The sequence below is a fragment of the Musicola keenii genome (assembly GCF_014855505.1).
Lineage (GTDB): Bacteria > Pseudomonadota > Gammaproteobacteria > Enterobacterales > Enterobacteriaceae > Musicola > Musicola paradisiaca.
Genome location: NZ_JAAWVW010000011.1, coordinates 24,654 through 43,086, shown reverse-complemented (window position 1 = coordinate 43,086; position 18,433 = coordinate 24,654). Strand labels below are relative to the sequence as shown.

18 protein-coding genes and 1 tRNA gene are annotated in these 18,433 nt (G+C 56.5%); 12 read left to right on the top strand and 7 right to left on the bottom strand.

Features of this window, described 5'->3' with window-relative positions; genetic code table 11:
* The first annotated feature begins 10 nt into the window (after positions 1-10).
* The 7 genes from HEP82_RS12830 to HEP82_RS12800 all read left to right on the top strand — a co-directional run bounded on the left by HEP82_RS12830 (position 11) and on the right by HEP82_RS12800 (position 6,496).
* On the top strand, positions 11-259 hold the full coding sequence (locus HEP82_RS12830) for an acetyl-CoA carboxylase (protein WP_015854073.1): 249 nt from the start codon (positions 11-13) through the stop codon (positions 257-259).
* A 44-nt stretch (positions 260-303) separates the two neighbouring features.
* Complete coding sequence (locus tag HEP82_RS12825; protein WP_192458440.1) at positions 304-1,692, top strand: acetyl-CoA carboxylase biotin carboxylase subunit; 1,389 nt, start codon at positions 304-306, stop codon at positions 1,690-1,692.
* A gap of 1 nt (position 1,693) precedes the next feature.
* Entirely contained in the window at positions 1,694-2,575 is an 882-nt protein-coding gene (locus tag HEP82_RS12820; protein ID WP_192458439.1) for a 5-oxoprolinase subunit B family protein, read from the top strand.
* Complete coding sequence (locus HEP82_RS12815; RefSeq protein ID WP_192458438.1) at positions 2,565-3,542, top strand: 5-oxoprolinase subunit C family protein; 978 nt, start codon at positions 2,565-2,567, stop codon at positions 3,540-3,542. The genes HEP82_RS12820 and HEP82_RS12815 overlap by 11 nt, the downstream gene beginning before the upstream one ends.
* A 153-nt stretch (positions 3,543-3,695) precedes the next feature.
* Positions 3,696-4,994 (top strand): purine-cytosine permease family protein, encoded by a 1,299-nt coding sequence (locus HEP82_RS12810; RefSeq protein ID WP_192458437.1) that lies wholly within the window; start codon positions 3,696-3,698, stop codon positions 4,992-4,994.
* Positions 4,995-5,273: 279 nt separating this feature from the next.
* Positions 5,274-5,756, top strand: coding sequence for an Hsp20 family protein (locus HEP82_RS12805; protein ID WP_192458436.1), 483 nt, complete (start codon positions 5,274-5,276; stop codon positions 5,754-5,756).
* Between the two features lie 395 nt (positions 5,757-6,151).
* The gene (locus HEP82_RS12800; RefSeq protein ID WP_015854067.1) at positions 6,152-6,496 is read left to right on the top strand and encodes a GlpM family protein; all 345 of its coding nucleotides are present in this window, start codon (positions 6,152-6,154) and stop codon (positions 6,494-6,496) included.
* 37 nt (positions 6,497-6,533) lie between these two features.
* Here HEP82_RS12800 and HEP82_RS12795 read toward each other — a convergent pair whose 3' ends face one another.
* Entirely contained in the window at positions 6,534-7,064 is a 531-nt protein-coding gene (locus HEP82_RS12795) for a hypothetical protein (RefSeq protein WP_192458435.1), read from the bottom strand.
* An 839-nt stretch (positions 7,065-7,903) separates the two neighbouring features.
* Between HEP82_RS12795 and HEP82_RS12790 the strand changes: the two genes are divergently transcribed.
* Positions 7,904-8,215, top strand: coding sequence for a hypothetical protein (locus HEP82_RS12790; RefSeq protein WP_192458434.1), 312 nt, complete (start codon positions 7,904-7,906; stop codon positions 8,213-8,215).
* A 208-nt stretch (positions 8,216-8,423) separates the two neighbouring features.
* Here HEP82_RS12790 and HEP82_RS12785 read toward each other — a convergent pair.
* From HEP82_RS12785 to HEP82_RS12775, 3 genes are all read right to left on the bottom strand, one after another.
* Positions 8,424-8,500: transfer RNA gene (locus tag HEP82_RS12785), tRNA-Pro, on the bottom strand.
* A gap of 78 nt (positions 8,501-8,578) precedes the next feature.
* Entirely contained in the window at positions 8,579-10,351 is a 1,773-nt protein-coding gene (yejM, locus tag HEP82_RS12780) for an LPS biosynthesis-modulating metalloenzyme YejM (RefSeq protein WP_192458433.1), read from the bottom strand.
* Between the two features lie 14 nt (positions 10,352-10,365).
* The gene (locus HEP82_RS12775) at positions 10,366-10,593 is read right to left on the bottom strand and encodes a YejL family protein (protein WP_015854050.1); all 228 of its coding nucleotides are present in this window, start codon (positions 10,591-10,593) and stop codon (positions 10,366-10,368) included.
* Between the two features lie 148 nt (positions 10,594-10,741).
* Between HEP82_RS12775 and yejK the strand changes: the two genes are divergently transcribed.
* From yejK to HEP82_RS12755, 4 genes are all read left to right on the top strand, one after another.
* Positions 10,742-11,752, top strand: coding sequence for a nucleoid-associated protein YejK (gene yejK, locus HEP82_RS12770; RefSeq protein WP_192458432.1), 1,011 nt, complete (start codon positions 10,742-10,744; stop codon positions 11,750-11,752).
* Between the two features lie 131 nt (positions 11,753-11,883).
* Positions 11,884-13,566, top strand: a complete 1,683-nt coding sequence (locus HEP82_RS12765; RefSeq protein WP_225622463.1) for a sensor histidine kinase — start codon at positions 11,884-11,886, stop codon at positions 13,564-13,566.
* Between the two features lie 19 nt (positions 13,567-13,585).
* Positions 13,586-14,320, top strand: coding sequence for a LytR/AlgR family response regulator transcription factor (locus HEP82_RS12760; RefSeq protein ID WP_192458430.1), 735 nt, complete (start codon positions 13,586-13,588; stop codon positions 14,318-14,320).
* 206 nt (positions 14,321-14,526) lie between these two features.
* The gene (locus HEP82_RS12755) at positions 14,527-15,744 is read left to right on the top strand and encodes an L-lactate MFS transporter (RefSeq protein ID WP_192458429.1); all 1,218 of its coding nucleotides are present in this window, start codon (positions 14,527-14,529) and stop codon (positions 15,742-15,744) included.
* Positions 15,745-15,908: 164 nt separating this feature from the next.
* Here the strand turns inward: HEP82_RS12755 and rplY are convergent, their stop codons facing one another.
* The 3 genes from rplY to HEP82_RS12740 all read right to left on the bottom strand — a co-directional run bounded on the left by rplY (position 15,909) and on the right by HEP82_RS12740 (position 18,358).
* Positions 15,909-16,196, bottom strand: a complete 288-nt coding sequence (rplY, locus tag HEP82_RS12750) for a 50S ribosomal protein L25 (RefSeq protein WP_192458428.1) — start codon at positions 16,194-16,196, stop codon at positions 15,909-15,911.
* A 162-nt stretch (positions 16,197-16,358) separates the two neighbouring features.
* Complete coding sequence (locus tag HEP82_RS12745; RefSeq protein ID WP_192458427.1) at positions 16,359-18,119, bottom strand: DEAD/DEAH box helicase; 1,761 nt, start codon at positions 18,117-18,119, stop codon at positions 16,359-16,361.
* Entirely contained in the window at positions 18,119-18,358 is a 240-nt protein-coding gene (locus HEP82_RS12740; protein ID WP_192458426.1) for a YecH family metal-binding protein, read from the bottom strand. The genes HEP82_RS12745 and HEP82_RS12740 overlap by 1 nt, the downstream gene beginning before the upstream one ends.
* Positions 18,359-18,433 lie beyond the last annotated feature (75 nt).

Below are 18,433 nucleotides of genomic sequence, written 5' to 3'. Positions count from 1 at the left end.
GGTTGTGGTAATGAAAAATTATGAAGTCTGCTCTCCTTTGCCGGGTATTTTTTATCGTCAACCCGCACCGGATGCGCCGTTATTTATTCAGGAGAATCAGCCGGTCAGTGCCAATACCGTTATTGGGCTGATTGAAGTGATGAAACAGTTTAGTGAAGTTTATGCTGAGCAGGACGGTGAATTGATTTCTTTCTGCGTAAATAACGGCGATGCGCTCGAACCGGGCCAGGTAATAGCCATCATAAAAACCGATAGATAACTGTTTTCGCCTGCGGCGTCAGGTAAAGAAAAAAGGAGGCGGAGATGCATCAGCCGATCAAAAAACTGCTTATTGCCAACCGGGGCGAGATCGCCGTTCGTATCATTCATGCCGCCCGCAGTCTGGGCATTACCACCGTGGCGGCATGCAGCGAGGCGGATGCCGATGCGCTGCCGGCGCGTCTGGCGGATGAAGTCTGTCTGTTAGGGCCGGCACGGGCTGACCAGAGCTATCTGAATCAGGATGCATTGCTGCGGGCGGCACAGGCGCACGGCGTCGACGCCATTCATCCGGGGTATGGTTTTCTTGCCGAAAACGCCGCCTTCGCCGGGGCGGTGGAGCAGGCCGGTCTGATTTTCGTCGGCCCGACGGCGGAGACGATCCGCCTGATGGGGGATAAAGCGATGGCGCGCCGCACTGCGCAGGCGGCGGGGGTGCCGGTGGTGCCCGGTTCCGATGCGTTGCACTCGCTGGAGGACGCGCAGCGCTGCGCGCAGGAGATCGGCTATCCGCTGTTGGTCAAGGCGGCGGCGGGCGGCGGTGGTCGAGGTATCCGGGTGGTGCGCAACGCCGAAGAGCTGGCGCGGGAGTTCCCGATCGCCCAGAGTGAAGCCCGGGCGGCATTTGGCAGTGGCGAAGTGTATCTGGAACGGTTTATTCAGCATGCCCGTCATATCGAGGTACAGATCCTGGGGGACGGCGAACATGCGGTACACCTGTACGAGCGCGAGTGCTCGTTGCAGCGTCGTCGACAGAAAGTGTTCGAGGAAGCGCCGTCCGCCGCGCTGAACACGGCGCGGCGCGAGGCGCTGTGCCTGAGCGCGTTGCAACTGGCGCGGCAGTTGCGCTACCGCAGCGCCGGTACGCTGGAGTATCTGTATGACGTCGAGCGCGACGCCTTCTATTTCATCGAGATGAACACCCGTATTCAGGTGGAGCACCCGGTGACGGAAATGGTCACTGGCATCGATCTGGTGCAGTGGATGCTGCGTATTGCCGGCGGTGAACCGCTCGGTTTACGTCAGCAGGATATTGTGTTGTCGGGCTGCGCCTGCGAAATGCGCATCAACGCCGAAGATCCGGCGCGCAACTTCTTTCCCTGCCCCGGCGTAGTGGAGAAGATTGTCTGGCCGCAGGGCGACGGGATCCGTATCGACAGCCATCTGTTTAACGGCTACAAGGTGCCACCGTATTACGATTCGCTGCTGGCCAAACTGGTGGTCTACGGTGAGGATCGCCCGCAGACGCTCAACCGTGCCGAGCAGGCGCTGCGACAACTCCGGATTAGCGGCGTCACCACCACTCAGTCGTTGCATCAATGGTTATTGGCGGACTCGCGCCTGCGCGCCGGCCGGTTCGACACTACCTCGCTGGAACAGTGGTTGCTGGCCGACGATAACCCGCCCGTTCAGGTTTGCCGGGGAGGGCGCTGAGATGGATGTGCGCGAGATCCGTTATACCTTCGGCGGTGATGAGCATCTGTTCGCCGAGATCGACGAAGCCATGTCGTTGTCCGCGTTTTTCCGCGGGCTGGCGATGACGCGGGCGCTGGAACAGCAGGCGATCCCCGGCGTGCTGGATATTTGTCTGGCGAATGCGTCGTTTCAGATTCGCTTCAATCCGGACGTGGTAGCGCCGTCGGCGCTGCTGGAAAAGGTGAAACTGCGGGAGCGTCAGGCGCAGCATATGACGCGGCTGGAGACGCGCATCATCGAAATTCCGGTGCTGTACAACGACCCTTGGACGCACGACACCTTGATGCGGTTTCGCGACCGGCATCAGGTGCCGGACGCCACGGATTTGGAGTACGCCGCCCGTATCAACGGTTATCAGGATGTGGCGGCTTTTATCGAGGCGCACAGCGGTACGCCGTGGTTTGTCTCGATGGTTGGGTTCGTCGCCGGGCTGCCGTTCATGTACCAGATGGTGGATCGTCCGCAGCAAATTCAGGTGCCGAAGTACCTGCGCCCGCGTACCGATACGCCCAAACTGGCGCTGGGGCACGGCGGCTGTTTCGGGTGTATTTACTCGGTGCGCGGTGCGGGAGGGTATCAGCTGTTCGGCGTGACGCCTGCGCCGATCTACGACCCGGCGCAACGTCTCGACTATCTGCAACCGTCGATGGTGTTTTTCCGCGCCGGCGACATCGTACAGTTCACGCCGATCGATCTGGCGCGTTACCAGCAGGATGTTAGCGCGGTGGACGCGGGGGTGTTCAGCCTGCGCATCCGACCGGTGACGTTTGAGCTGGATGCGTTTCTCGCCGATCCCGCCGGTTACAAACACTACCTTCAGGGGGTGCTGTATGCAGATTAATGTCATCAAGCCGGGGTTGGCGACATCGGTGCAGGACGGCGGCCGTGAAGGGTTCTACCATCTGGGCATTCCGCCGTCCGGCGGGCTGGATCAATATTCGCTGCGGCTCGCCAATCTGCTGGTGGGCAACGCGGCGGATGCGGCGGTGCTGGAAATGACGCTGCTGGGGCCGGAGCTACAGTTCGCCGGCGAGGCAACCGTCGCGGTTAGCGGCGCGCGCATGAAACCGGTGCTGGACGGTATGGATATGCCGCTGGATACCGCCTTTCCCGTGCGTGCCGGCCAGGTGTTGCGTTTCGGGCCCGCATCGGCGGGCTGCCGGGCTTATCTGGCGGTGGCAGGCGGCATTACAGTGCCGGATGTGTTGGGCAGCCGTTCCACCTATACCTTGGGCGCGCTGGGCGGTCATCAGGGACGGCGGCTGGCGGCCAATGATGTGCTGCCGCTAGGCGCTGCGGCTGGCCGGTCGAGAGCGGGAACCACGGTGCCGGCGGATTGCCTACCGGTGCTGGAGAAGTCGGTGACGCTGCGCATGGTGCCCGGTCTGTATATCCATCGGCTGACGCCGTCGGCGGTCGAGCGCTTTTTTGCCGATGAGTGGACGGTCGGCACCGAAGCAGACCGTATCGGTTATCGCCTCAAGGGCGGCGCGCCGTTGGCGTTCGAACCACGCACGCCGCCGTTTGGCGCCGGTTCCGACCCGTCGAATATCGTCGATGCCTGTTATCCCATCGGGTCGGTGCAGGTGCCGGGCGGGCTGGAGCCGATCATTTTGTTGCGGGATGCGGTCTCCGGCGGCGGGTATATGACGCTGGGGACGGTGATCAGCGTCGATCTGGACATTGTCGGGCAACTGCAACCCCATCATCGGGTGCGTTTTGTCTCGGTGACAATGGAGCAGGCGCTGGCGGCGCGCCAGCATTATCAGCGCCGGCTGGCGCGACTGGCGCATTTGTTGACTCACTGATCCGGTTTTCGCCACGGCATAGCAGCCAACACCAGGCGCCGTGGCGGATAACCGTCTGACACCCCGGACGTCATCGCCTACCGTGCTGATGAGTTCAGCATGGCGGGATCGTTCGGCCTTTACTCGTTGATATCGGTATCTGGAGGTTGTGCGATGACTGACTTATCTCAGGTTCAAGGGGCCGTGAATACGCCCGCTGAAACCGTGACGGTTGCGGAGCGGATGGGGAAACTCTCCCTAACGATGGCATGGTGGGCAGTATGCAGTGCCATTTTCTATATTGTGGTGGGCGCGTCGCTGGCGCTGAATTACGGCGCGCGCAACGCCATCATCGGTATGGCGTTGTCGGTGGTGTGCTATGGGGTGATCAACGCGGTGATCAGCCGCTTCGCCATCCGCAGCGGCCTGTCGGTAGCGGCGTTTTCCGGCCAGTTGTTCGGCCGCGTCGGTTCGGCGTTGGCGACGCTGATTTTCTTTTCCACCGCGATTTACTACGCGGTGTTTGAAGGTTCAGTCATCGCCTTTGCCATTAATCATCTGTTTCCGCAGTTGCCCTATCACTGGGCGGCGCTGGTGGTGGTGCTTTACAGCGTGCCGCTGATTTTCGGCAGCGTGCAGCACTGGCTGGACAAGTTCAACGGCGTACTGCTGCCGTTCTATTTGCTGGGGTTGGGCGTGACGGTGGCGGTGTCCATCGGCCATTACGGCTATCAGCCGCAGTGGCTCTCCTTCGGCCCGGCCGAGCCGCCCCAGTACGGCTGGTGGAACTGCTTTACGTATTACATGGGGGTGTGGATTTTGATGATGTACACCTTCGACTATGCGCGTTTCGGCCGCCACGAAGACAGCGATTACCATGCCCGCGTCAACTTCGGCATGCCGTTTTATGTGATCACTTTTCTGCTGAACGGCATTGCCGGCATCTATCTGGTGAGTAGCTTCGCTCAGCAGAATGGGGTGAGCGAAACGGCGGTGGTGGTCAATATTCTCAATCTGTTGGGATTTTGGGGATTGCTGTTCGTGTGGGTCACGCAGACGCGCATCAACACCGCTAATTACTACCTCGCCACCATGAATATGCAGGTGTTTTTCGATCGCCTGTTCCGGTTGCGTTACCACAAAATCGTCTGGGCCTGCGTTGCGGGAGCTGCCGTGTATGTGCTGATGCTGGCGGATGTCTTTGCCTATATTTTGCAGGCGCTGGCCTATCAGGGGGTGTTTGTGGTGGCGTGGGTCGGCGTGGCGCTGGCGCATATTTTTCTCGCGCGGCCGCAGTCGAGCCCGGAGACGCCGGCCACCTTCAATCTGGTGGGGTTGAGCGCCTGGTTTTTCAGTGTGGTGGTCGGCATTATCCTGATGCACGGCACGCCGCTTATGCAGTCGTTATCCGCGCCGCTGACTTTCCTTATCGCATTGTTGTTGTACGGCGCTCTGCATCGGCAGGCGGTTTGAAGCGGTGTTATGTTGGCCGGTTTCGCAGCGAATAGGCAGGAGGGCGTCTTCAGGAGCCTGCCCTAAAGGGGGCCGTCGTCACCGATCGTGAACGGGCAACCATTTAGCCTGACGGCATGTTTTTTGGGGTAATGGACTTGAAAAAAACGGCGTTGGATCTATATGGGATTATGAATGCAAGACAATGTTGCTGCCTTGCGGTTTGTACTTTTTGAATGTGCGTCAGGTCGTGTTCTGGCCTTTGTCGGGAACGACTTTAGGATACTCAGGAGGTTAACCATGGCATTCAAACCTGTGTCTTTATTCCCCGCTTTCGCGGATTCCCTGTTTTCCGACCGTTTCAACCGTATCGACCGGCTGTTCAGCCAATTGACGGGGGATACGCCGTTAGCCACCTCTCCCGGTTATGACATCCGCCAGATAGATGCCAGCCATTATGGCATTACACTCAGCGTACCGGGCTGGCGGGAGGAGGATCTGGAAATCAGCGCCGCCGGCGGTCAGTTGACCATCAGCGGTAAACGCAAGGATGACGTGAAGAAAGAAGAGAAGGAAGGATGGCTGTATCGCGGCATCAACCATACCGACTTCAGCGTCAGCTACACGCTGCCGGAGCATATGAAAGTTGAAAGCGCGCATCTGGAAAACGGCCTGTTGACGGTCAATCTGTTGCAGGAAATTCCGGAAAGCGAAAAGCCGAAAAAGATCGCCATAGAGAATCGCGGCAAGGCCACGTCTCAGACGTTCGACCATACCCATTGATGAACATCGTCACGGGTAAATTTATGGGGTGATTGCCCCAACCGTAATACCTGTTTATGTCCTGAAACGAGCAGGGTAGGTGCAGGGGAACCGAAGGTTTCTGTGCGCTTGCCCTGCTCAATCATGTTTACCCTCTCGCTATAGGCACCTGCCGGTTTTGATATTCGATACCCTGTTTCATCTGCGGTTGTTGGCGCGCGGCATCGGCCTTGCCTGGCCTGCGTGCTATGGTGAAAAAAATGCAAAGTCCGGGCTGTCAATGACTCACCGGGGTAAGATACCGACGAGTGTGGATACGGCGCCAGGCGGCTGTGCGTTGTGGCGAAGTTGTTGCGCGGTGGTATGGCTGAACGGCAGTGTCGCCGGGCCGGAACAAGAGATAACGGAAGGATGATATGGCGTTATTGATTAAGGCAGTGTTAGGGGCGGTCGTGGTGGTGTTGATTGGGGTGCTGGCCAAAACCCGTAATTATTATATTGCCGGGCTGGTGCCGCTGTTCCCGACGTTTGCACTGATAGCACATTACATCGTCGGTGCTGAACGGGGAACGGACGCGCTGCGCACCACGATTCTGTTTGGCATCTGGGCGGTGATCCCTTATCTGATTTACATGATTTCGCTCTATTTTCTCAGCGGTGTACTGCGTCTGCCTCAGGCGTTGTTGCTGGCGGTAGCATGTTGGTGCGTGGCGGCGTTGCTGCTGGTGAAACTGTGGGGATGGTATCACGCCGGCGGCTGACCGGCGTGTGGCGGCCTGGTAACAGACAGAGCCTGGATTAGAGATCGTTTTTGGAGACGCTGGAGCTGGTTGAGCTGCCAGCCCCTGCGGAGCTGTAGTTATCCGCGGTATACACCAGAAAGATGGTTTTTTGGCTGTTGGCATCGTTATCGAAGACCAGCGTGATGTGGTTTTTATCGAATCGGGCAACGACGCGGCTGTTCGGCGTATTCATGAAGGTGTTGATGTCGGCGGATGATAACGGCGTCGTCATGCCGTATTTACTTTTCAGTCCTTCAACCACACCGGGCAAGTCGTCCATGGTGACGGAGATGGCCAGGCGGACGAACTTATCGTTGTTGAAGCCGAACATCGCCAGCGTTTTTTTGCTGCCGAAAACAAAATTTTTGCAGCTGTAGACCGACATGCCGTCGACGGTTTCCGGCCCGCTCAGTGAACAATCCGCCTGCTGTTTAATGGTGCTGTACGATGAACCGAATTTCATATCTTTATAGCCGTCCACTGCAACCGCCGTCAGTGACAGTAGCGACAGGGTTAGAGCCAGCAGGGGTTTTTGTAGCCTGTTCATGACATCCTCATGATGATGCGGTGTTGATGAATAATCGACGTGGCGCCCGCCAGACGGGGATGCAGAAACCACCGGGCCGGCAATTGGCTGTGTCTTTCGCGGGCCGCAGCGCGGTCGGGTTCAGCCGGCTTCGTCACGGGGTGCGCGCATCGGCACAGTGCGCTCTATCTTACGTCGGGAGTTGGCTGCGCTGAACGATTTCTTCGTCCCGCAATAGCGGGAATAACGGGTGAACTGCCGGGTTATTCAAAGCGCTCCCACGGAACCAGAAACAGCACCAGCTCAATGACAATCACCAAAACCAACAGAGCGATCAGTTTATTGCGCCATAACCATTCGTTGGGAAACATACGGGTTCCTTTTCTGCCATATCGTTGTGATTATTGACGATGTGGGCGAAAAAAGCGCACGAAAGGCATTGAATTATTTCATTGATTGATATTTAACGTATTAATTTTAAATAATTTTATGGGTATGCCCATCGGTATGTTTAAAAGGAAACATCGTCCGAAAAATGAGCGTGGCGGGGTTTTTATTACGCCAGGAGTGACGTTGGTTAGCCAGTGCCTGATTCGCCATTTACCTGGCGCGACAATCAACCACTCGAACTGAAAACCGCCAATAGATTAGCCGATGACTACAGCGCAGAGCGTTTACTTTCTGAATGCAGGCGGTAAACGATCGGTATAGCGCGAGACGCTGCACGACATAGGGGTAACACTGCCTGTGCCGTCACAATAGAGATATGCCGAACTGCCGGAGCGTGCTCTTCGGAAATCAACCGATGAGGCGCTATCCAGTGGTATGGTTATGTGTTTACCACAAAAAAGGAAAAACTAATGATTGTAAGAACTTGGCACGGTTGTGTTCCACTTGAGCATTCGGAGGGGTTTGCGAAACACCTGGAGAGGACGGGGGTGGAGCATTCAAAGAGCATTCCGGGGAATCGGGGCGCGCTCGTGCGTAGGAAAATTCAGGGGGAGTGGGCACATTTCTTTTTGGCAACGTACTGGCAGGATTTGCAGTCGGTAAAGGCATTTGCTGGAGAAAACTACCATGTGGCGGTGACTTACCCGGATGATGAAAAGTTTGGGCTCCTTTCCGACCCTTACGTTTTTCAGCACGTCGTGGAAGCCATTTCACCGCTTTAACTTCCGTGTTGGTGAGGGGCTTTGCCTGCATTGCCATGATTGTTACTTTTGGGACTATGCCAAGTGAGTCCCAAATGTAGTCCCAAAGTTTCAGGCTGTAAACGGGGTATCCCGGCAGATAACAGGCAACAAAAAACCCGCAAACTCAGAGAGGATGCGGGTTTCTGTGGGGTTTCCGTCAGTAACCGGTACTTACGGAAGTTGTATTTGGTCGGCACGAGAGGATTTGAACCTCCGACCCCCGACACCCCATGACGGTGCGCTACCAGGCTGCGCTACGTGCCGATGCTATGGGCCGCTATACTACCGTTTCCTGTTGTGATTGCAATAGCCATACTGAATGACTGCTTTAGATTTAGGCAGTTAGTTAGCAATAAATCGCCGTTCGCTCGTTAAGACCTGCAATAACAATCCAAGCTGTGGTTTTTCATCTTTCAGTTCTTGCCCTTGCGCATCGTAAGCACGATAACTGCCGTTATTATTCAACAGGATAATTTGCTGCGGCGTGATAATGGTGAGATTACCGTTCGTGCCGTTAGTCAGCCAATTCGAGCGTCGTTCAGCGCCGAAGAGATCCTCTCCTTGAGAATAATCGTCTGTAGGATTCTTCACATGCAGCAAGCGTTGCATCAGCGTAGCCATAACATCTTTAGGGTCGGTCATTTTGCCGATAGTCTGCGCCGGCGTTTCCGGCCAGTGGATGACCAGCGGTACCTGACGATGTTCACGGCTCATCGGCGTTGGATCGTTATCGCCTAGTCGTTCTTCGACGCTTTGCTCGGCCGTCACCACGACGACGGTGTTATTCAGCAGATCTTTATCGCGCAACGTGTCGATGATGCGCTGCAGTTGCACGTCGATGTCGGTGGTGCCCTGTTGATAACGGCGTTGTTGCTCTGCGTTCGATAACGGTCTGGTATTGCCGTTTCGATCATCGTGCTTCAGTTCTATAAACGAGAACCACGGGGATTTGGTGTCGGTGTTGCCATCCAGCCATTTGACCCATTGGGTGGTGATGGCGCTGTTGCCTTGTGGATCGTCCGGCGGTAGTGAAAAATCGGATAGCAATGCCTGTCGATACAGCGGGCTGCTGAAGCCACTGGCGGAGAACAGGCCAAACTGATAACCCTGCCGGTTCAGCGCGGCGATCAATGCGGACGGCTTGCTGCTGGCCAACACTCCATCCATATAGGTGGTGGAAATACCGTAGAACAGGTTGAACAACCCGCCATCTGCCTGGGTACCTGCGCTGAAATGATTGCTGAAACGCACGTTGCCTTCGCCGAAGCGGGCCAAATTCGGCATGGTGTGCGGTGTGTCAAGATTAGGCGTGCTATCCATCACCACCATCAGCAGGTTGTAACCGCTGCCGGTATCGCGAAAACGAATCTCGCCCAGCGGGTACTCGACGGAAACCGCATCCGGGTTGCCCTGGAGAGCCAGACGCCGTTCGTATTCCTGCGCGTTGAGCAGGCCGTGTTTCTCGAGAAAACGCCGGGCCGTCATCGGGTAAGAAAGCGGCAGGTTGGCGCGCTGCATGGTGATTGGGCGATAGAAGTTGGCATCGGCCCAGATATACATCAGATGTGAGGCGCAAAAAGCAACGATGAACACGCCCGCCAGCGGTTTGCCGAAACTACGGCGGTTCAGGCTGCGCAGTTTTTGCCACGACCAGGTGCCGAACAGCATCTGCGCCATGAAAATGATGGGCGCACTGATAAACAACAACTGCCAGTCCCGTACCATTTCGCTCTGCTCTGGGTTAGTAACCAGCTCCCAAACAGTAGGATTAAGATGCAGGTGGAAGCGGTTGAACACAGCGGCGTCGACAATCAGCAACGTCTGCCCGGCGGTAGCAAGCGCGGCTGACAAAAAACGCAACAACCGCTGCGACATGACGATGAAGGTCAACGGGAAGATGATCAGCAGATAGGCGGAAAAACCGATGAAGCTGAAGTGCCCCAGCCAGCTAATTAAGGCATAGGCGCGGCCCGCCAGTGATGCCGGCCAGTCGGCTACCCACAGATAACGACTGCCGAGAGCCAATGCGAGCAGGATATTGAACAGCGCGAACCAGTGCCCCCAGCCAATCATCTGGGAGACTTTTTCTCGGTAGCGCGGGCGGTTGGTTACCATGCCGAAAACCGCTATCAGTGGGTTTTTTCAGTGCTGACGGACGCCTGTAACGCACTCGCGAAAGTACGGGCCAGCGCCGCACGTTGCTCTGGAGCGACACTGGTATTGATCAGGTTGGTGACCATATTGCCCAGTACCATCAGCGCAAGATCAGTTGGGGCGCGGTGCGTCTCCAGTACGCCGACCAAGTCTAGTAGCAGTTGTTCAATCAGTTCGTCACTGTAGCGGGATGATTGCGGCATATAATCGTCATTCTCAGATAATGAAAGGCCAACATATTACCGTATAGGGATGTGGTTTTCCGCACTTTTATCATTTGTCCGTATGACGGCGTTGCGGCTAATGGCAGGAGGTGTTTGAATACGCTCCTTGCTAAAAGGAGAGTGTACCATGAGTCTGGATATCGACCAGATTGCCCTGCATCAGCTGGTTAAGCGCGACGAACAGACGCTGGAACTGGTGCTGCGCGATTCTTTGCTGACTGTGAACGAGGCCGTCAGCGATATGATGGCGGAACTGCACCGCGTTTACAGCGCCAAGAACAAGGCCTATGGCTTATTCAATGAACAGAGCGAATTGGCGGACGCCCTGCGTGCCTGCCGCCGCGGGGACGATGATTTTCTGGCGTTTTCTCGTGCCGCCACCGGCCGTCTGCGCGATGAGCTGTCCAAGTATCCATTCGCCGAAGGCGGCGTGGTGCTGTTCTGTCAATACCGCTATCTGGCGGTGGAGTACTTGCTGGTGGCGGTGCTGAACAGCTGCAACAGCATGCGAGTTAATGAGCAGCTCGATATCAGCAGCACGCATTATCTGGATATTCACCATGCGGACATTGTCGCGCGCATTGATTTGACGGAGTGGGAAACCAATCCGTCGTCTACCCGTTATCTCACCTTCCTGAAGGGGCGCGTCGGGCGCAAGGTATCTGATTTCTTCATGGATTTCCTTGCCGCGGCCGAAGGGTTGGATACCAAAGCGCAGAATAAAGGATTGCTGAAAGCGGTGGATGAATACTGCGCCGAAGCGGAACTGGATAAAAGCGAGCGTCAGCAGTACCGCCAGCAAGTTTACAGCTACTGCAACGAGCAACTGCAAGCCGGCGAAGAAATTGCACTGGCCGCGCTGTCGCAGGAGTTGCCGCCGCTGGGCGAGAAAAGTTTCGAAGCGTTTACCGCAGAGCAGGGCTATGACCTGGCGGAAAGCTTTCCGGCGGATCGCGGCACTCTGCGCCAATTGACCAAATTTGCCGGTAGTGGCGGCGGCATCAGCATCAATTTCGATGCGTTGCTGCTGGGCGAACGTATTTTTTGGGATCCGGCCACGGACACCCTGACCATCAAAGGCACGCCGCCCAACCTGCGCGATCAACTGCAACGCCGTCTTGGCGGCGGTAATCGCTGATCTTCCCCGGAGGGAGCCGGTACCGCTTCCTCCGTCCATAAGTAACCGTATTTGGCGGGGCCGACACGCTGTTTTATGATGAAAGCCTGCCCTTTCGGTGAGTGAGAGTTCCCGTGCGTTCCAACTTTGAAATGCTGCTGGCGGTCTACGACCGCGCGGCGCTGATGTTGATCTGCCTATTTTTCCTGACGCGCACGCGCCATTTTCGTCAACTGCTGCAACAGGATGAGCATTCTCGTTTTGATTTGGCGGTGGTGACGGCCATTTTCTCTCTGTTTGCGCTGTTCAGTACCTGGTCCGGGATTAATGTGGAAGGGTCGCTGGTGAATGTGCGCGTGGTGGCGGTGATGTCCGGCGGTATTCTGTTTGGCCCGTGGGTCGGTATTCCGACCGGGGTCATTGCGGGTGTGCATCGATATCTGATTGATATTCATGGCATTACCTCTGTGCCATGCCTGATCACCAGTATCGTGGCTGGGTTTATCTCTTCCTGGATACATCTGCGCATTGCTCGTGAGCGCCATTGGTGGGTCGGGATTGTGGGCGGCATGCTGTGTGAGTCGCTGACCATGCTATTGGTGGCGCTGTGGGCCAGGCCGTTTTCGCTGGGGCTGGATATCGTCAGCCGGATCGCGATGCCGATGATTCTGGGCACGGTGAGCATCGGCCTGATTGTGTTGCTGATCCGCAGCGTCGAGGGCGAAAAGGAGGCCATCGCCGCCCGTCAGGCCAAACTGGCGCTGGATATCGCCAATAAAACGTTGCCGCTGTTTCGCCATGTCAACAGTCGTTCGTTGCGCAACGTGTGTGAGATTATCTGCCGGGACATCGACGCGGACGCCGTCGCGATAACCGATACCAGCCAGGTGTTGGCCTATGTCGGCGTGGGGGAGGAAAATTATCACGGCGGCGATCGCGACCTCAGCCCGACCACACAGCAGGCGTTGAAAGGTGGGAAAATCATCATAAAAAACAACGATGAAGCTTATCGCACGCCAGAAATCCACTCAATGATTGTGATCCCGCTGCGGGAAAAGGGCGAGATTACCGGTACGCTGAAAATTTATTACCGCCGTGCCCACCGTATAACCTGGTCGTTGAAGGAAATGGCCATCGGCCTGTCGCAAATCATTTCCACCCAGCTTGAGGTATCGCGCGCTGAACAACTGCGGGAGATGGCCAACCGAGCGGAGTTGCGCGCCTTGCAGAGCAAGATTAACCCGCACTTTCTGTTTAATGCGTTGAACGCTATTTCTACGTCGATTCGGCTGAATCCGGACACCGCCCGCCAGTTGATCATCAATTTATCGCGCTACCTGCGTTACAACCTGGAGCGTGATGATGACACGCTGATCGACATCAAAAGCGAGCTGTATCAGGTCAAGGACTATATCGCCATCGAGCAGGCGCGCTTTGGCGATAAGCTGACGGTGATTTACGACATTGATGAAGAGGTCGATTGCCGGCTTCCCAGTTTGCTGATCCAGCCATTGGTGGAGAATGCCATCGTGCACGGTATCCGCCCCTGTAAGGGCAACGGCGTGGTGGTGCTCAGTATCCGCGATGAGGGCGAGCGCATCCGTGTGGCGGTTCGTGATACCGGCAACGGCATCAGCGATGAGGTCATCGCCCGCGTGGCGGGCAACGAGATGCCGGGCAACAAAATTGGTCTGCTGAACGTGCACCATCGTATCCGGCTGCTGTATGGCGATGGGTTACGAATTCGTCGGCTGGAACCGGGGACGGAAATCGCCTTTTTTATTACCAAAGACAGCGCGGCGTCGGCCGAAAATGCCGTCGCGTCGCTTTTCTGACGGTATCGGGAGTTCAGGCATGAAAGCGATCATTGTGGAAGATGAGTTTCTGGCTCAGCAGGAATTAAGCTGGTTGATTAAACAACATAGCCAGATTGAGGTGGACGCGGTATTCGACGACGGGCTGGATGTGCTCAAGTATCTACAGGATCACCGGGTGGATGTGATTTTTCTCGACATCAACATCCCATCGCTGGATGGCGTGTTGCTGGCGAAAAACATCAGTCAGTTCGCCCATCGGCCGCTGATTGTGTTCATCACCGCCTATAAAAACCACGCAGTGGAAGCCTTCGAGCTGGAGGCGTTCGACTATATCCTCAAGCCATACCATGAAAGCCGGATTGTCAGCATGTTGCAGAAGCTGGAATCCGCCTGGCGCCAGCAGCAGGTGCAGCCGACGGCAAGCGGCGCCTCACGCCCCACGCCGATGACCATCAATCTGGTCAAGGACAAGCGCATCATCGTGACTAACATCCACGATATTTATTACGCGGAATCCCATGAGAAGCTGACGTTCGTTTATACCCGGCGCGACGAGTTCGTGATGTCGATGAACATCACCGAATTTTGCAGCCGGTTGCCGGAGGCGCATTTCTTTCGGTGTCATCGCTCGTATTGCGTTAACCTGAGCAAAATTCGTGAAATAGAACCCTGGTTCAACAATACCTATATCCTCACATTGAGCGATCTGGATTTTCAGGTGCCGGTCAGTCGCAGTAAGGTGAAAGAATTCCGTCAGTTGATGCGGTTGTAATCAGAAAATGTGACCGGTCTCACAATGTGGCGGCGGCAGTGTCAACCCCTTTGGGGGGCAGTTGATGCCGCTGTTGTGGCATTTCATTCCCTGTCTGGCGCAGTTCATGCCCTTATTGGATTCAGGGTTTTTCCTCCTCTTTATACTGGCGTCATTCGGCAGGCAGCGCCTGCTTCACATTAACACCAGAACACAAGGGGACCGGAATGAACAGCAAACCGGCAAATCGCGCGATCATTATTGCAGGTACCGTCCTGGCCCAAATGGGACTGGGTACCATTTACACCTGGAGCCTCTACAACCAGCCGTTGGTGGATAAATTCAACTGGCCTCTCAGTTCCGTCGCGACCACCTTCTCGCTGACCAGCTTCTTTCTGGCCTTTGCCACCCTGTTCGCCGGGCGCATTCAGGAGCGTATCGGTATCCGCCGTCTGGTGCTGATTTCCGGCCTGGTCCTGGGCCTGGCGCTGATGGCGACGTCATTGGTGTCATCATTGTCGCTGTTATGGCTGCTGGTGGGGGTAGTGGTCGGCTTCGCCGATGGCACCGCCTACATCACCAGCCTGTCTAATCTGATCAAATGGTTTCCGGAGCGTAAGGGGGTGATCGCCGGGGTCTCCGTCGGCGCCTACGGCACCGGCAGCCTGTTGTTTAAATACATCAACAGCGCATTGTTGAGCCACGTCGGCATCTCCCAGACCTTTTTCTGGTGGGGAGCGATGGCGCTGGTGATGATTTGTCTGGGTGCGCAGTTGCTGAAGGATGCGCCGGTGCAACCCGCGCTGACCGCGCAATCGGCGGGCAACGTCAACTTTACCGTCGGCGCCATGCTGCGGCGCAAAGAAGCCTGGTTGCTGTTCGTGGTGTTCTTCACCTCGTGCATGAGCGGCCTGTATCTGATCGGTATCGTCAAGGATATCGGCGTGAAAATGGCGGGACTGGACGTGATGACCGCTGCCGGCGCCGTATCCGCCATCGCTGTTTGTAATACGCTGGGGCGTCTGATTCTGGGGTATTTGTCTGATAAGGTCGGCCGCTTGCGGGTACTGAATTTCACGCTGCTGGTCACTACGCTGGCGGTGACTGTGATGGCTTTTCTGCCGTTGAACGCCATGACCTTCTTTTTGTGCACCGGCGCGGTCGCCTTTTGTTTCGGCGGCAATATCACCGTCTATCCGGCGATTGTGGCCGACTTTTTCGGGCTCAAACATCACAGTAACAATTACGGCTTGATCTATCAGGGGTTTGGTCTGGGGCCGTTGGCCGGTTCTTTTATCGCTGCGTCATTGGGGGGATTCCACAGTACCTTTATCGCCATCGCGCTGTTGTCTGTGGTGTCGCTGATTATTACCCTGTTTATCCAGCCGCCGAAAACCGCTCAGGACGAGGATTCCGGGATGGTGGTGCAAGGCAGCCACGCCTGAGGCGGATCGGAAACGTCATGGTAGATCGCTGGCCACCGTGTAACGACGGTGGCTTTTTCTATTGGGCGAGAGCAGAGAGCAAAGAGCACAGGGGAAAGTCGAAAACAAAAACGCCGCAACAAGTGCGGCGTTTTGGCTGGCTCATTGAATGAGTCGTTGCGTGATTACACGCGCACGAAGTCGATGTGAGTCAGTTTCGGCTTGAACACATGACGCTGTACAGCCTGGATTTTTACTTTGGTGGCTTTACCGTCGATAACCAGTTCGATTTCGCCAAACAGCGCGGCGCTGTTGCGGTCTTCCAGGTTTTTAACGATATCGTGATCCAGCACGATGGAAACCGGTGCTTCGTTGCCACCGTAAACGATAGCGGGGAATTTACCGGTGTTGCGCAGGCGGCGGCTCGCACTCTTACCCTGCTCGTTACGTACTTCTGCGTTGATAGTAATCATTGCTTTCTCTACTTGAATAAAGTGAACCTGCCGCAGGCGACCCAGCGGCAGGCAGGATACTTTGCTTGTATCCGTTTGGCGGCGTTAGCACGACAGACCGGACAAAAGCGGGCGAAATTTTAGCGGAATATGGCCTGTAGGGCAAACGAAACCACGGCGATGTTAGCTGCGCAGTTCATGGGCGCGGCGATAGCGGCCCTGATAGTCGAAAATCTTTTCCCTGATCTGCCAGAATTTGCCCTGTCGTCGCGCCACCACGAAATCCGGCGCACGCAAATTATCCTGCCGGTCGATCAGATCCTGCGCGTTGCGCCATTCAAACGGGATGCCCGGCGCCCGCAGATGTACACGCAGGAAGCGATGCTGGAATGCCGCACGTTGCGCAGGGGAGTGTAATCGGAAACGTTCGCTGACATCGGCGCCGTCCTCATCGTAGTAAGTGATTTTTAGCCACTCGCCTTTGGTGTCGCTACCGCCCTGCAACGCCATGCCGCTGCAACGCAGCACCAGCGCGTCCCTCAGTTTTAGCGCCGCTTTCAGCATATCGTCTGGATCCACCAACAGCGCTTCGCATTGATGACACCGGCGGGCAGCGATATCGTTTTCCGCCCCGCAGTGCGGGCAGCTTTTGAAACGGAAACGGTAATCGCACTGTTGGCGCGCTCCCCGTTCGTCTTCCTGCCAGCCCTGGCAGCGGCGACCGTAATGCTCGATGACGGCGCCGTCGGCGGTGGCTTTCCCCCAGAACATATTGGCGAAACCGCATTGTGGGCAGAATATCTGCACCGGCTGGCTGTCGCTGTGCGGTTTACTTTGGCCAACTTCCGGCGTGTACAGGTCGAACGGATTGCCGGCGTAATCGAGAATCAGACAGTCGGTCTTGCCAGGCGCCAGCCGCAGTCCACGGCCGACGATCTGCTGATAAAGACTGACGGACTCGGTTGGCCGCAGGATAGCGATAACGTCTACGTGCGGGGCGTCGAAACCGGTGGTCAGCACCGAGACATTGACCAGATAACGCAACTGCTGCTGTTTGAAGGCGGCGATGAGGTTATCTCGTTCCTGGGCCGGCGTTTCGCCGCTGACCAGCGCCGCTTGTCCTGCGGGCAGCAGGCTTGCCACTTCGCGGGCGTGTTCCACCGTGGCGGCGAAGATCATCACGCCGCGTCGTTCGGCGGCGTAGTCGACAATCTGCCGGACGATAGTCGGCGTTACCCGCTGCTGGCGTTTTAATTCAAGATTCAGATCCGCTTCGTTGAACAACCCGCTGTGGTTGGCGGCTAACCGGCTGAAATCGTACTGGACGATCGGCATGTCCAGACGCTGCGGCGGCACCAAAAAACCGTGCTTGACCATGTAACGCAGCGGCAGTTCGTAGATGCAGTCCTGAAACAGACACTGTTCGTCGCCGCGGATCATGCCGTGATAGTGGTAATGATAAATCCAGCCTTTTCCCAGCCGGTAGGGGGTGGCGGTCAGGCCAAGTAGGCGTAGTGGCGGGCTGACGCTACGCAAGTGATTGATAATCTGCTGGTACTGGCTATTGTCGTCGTCGCCGATGCGGTGACACTCGTCCACGATCAGCAGGGAAAAAGCACTGTCGAAACGGTCGAGGTGGCGGGCGACGGACTGCACGCTGCCAAAAACGACTTTACCTTGGCTCTGATGCTGTTTCAGCCCGGCGGCGAAAATATCGGCATCCAGCCCGAGCGCCTGATATTTGGCGTGGTTCTGTTCCACCAGCTCTTTAACGTGCGCCAGTACCAGCACGCGGCCTCGCGCCAGCCGCGCCAGTTCGGCGATGACCAGGCTTTTGCCTGCGCCGGTGGGGAGGACGATCACCGCCGGGCTGTGGCTCCGGCGGAAATGGGCGAGGGTGGCGTCAACCGCTTCCTGCTGATACGGGCGTAATGTGAAGGACATCAATGACGGCAGATTTTGCTCTCGTGCGTGGTAAAGCCGTTATCTTGCGGAATGAATTTGCCTTTGTCAGCCAGAAATTGCACCAGCGCCGCGGCCGTCATGCCGGCGGCGGAACAGGTATGAAAGCGGGCGTCGGCGCCGAAGTGCTCTTCGATCGCGGCGACCAGCGCCTCGGTGGTAAAGGATCTGTTGGCAGCCATCATCATATGTAATACTTCATGGCCGTGAATCGATGACATAATAGGGCTCCTGACGGTGTCATGGCGCGTCAGCATCTGCGACTGAAACCGGTTTTGCTGATAGGGTTAAAGTTG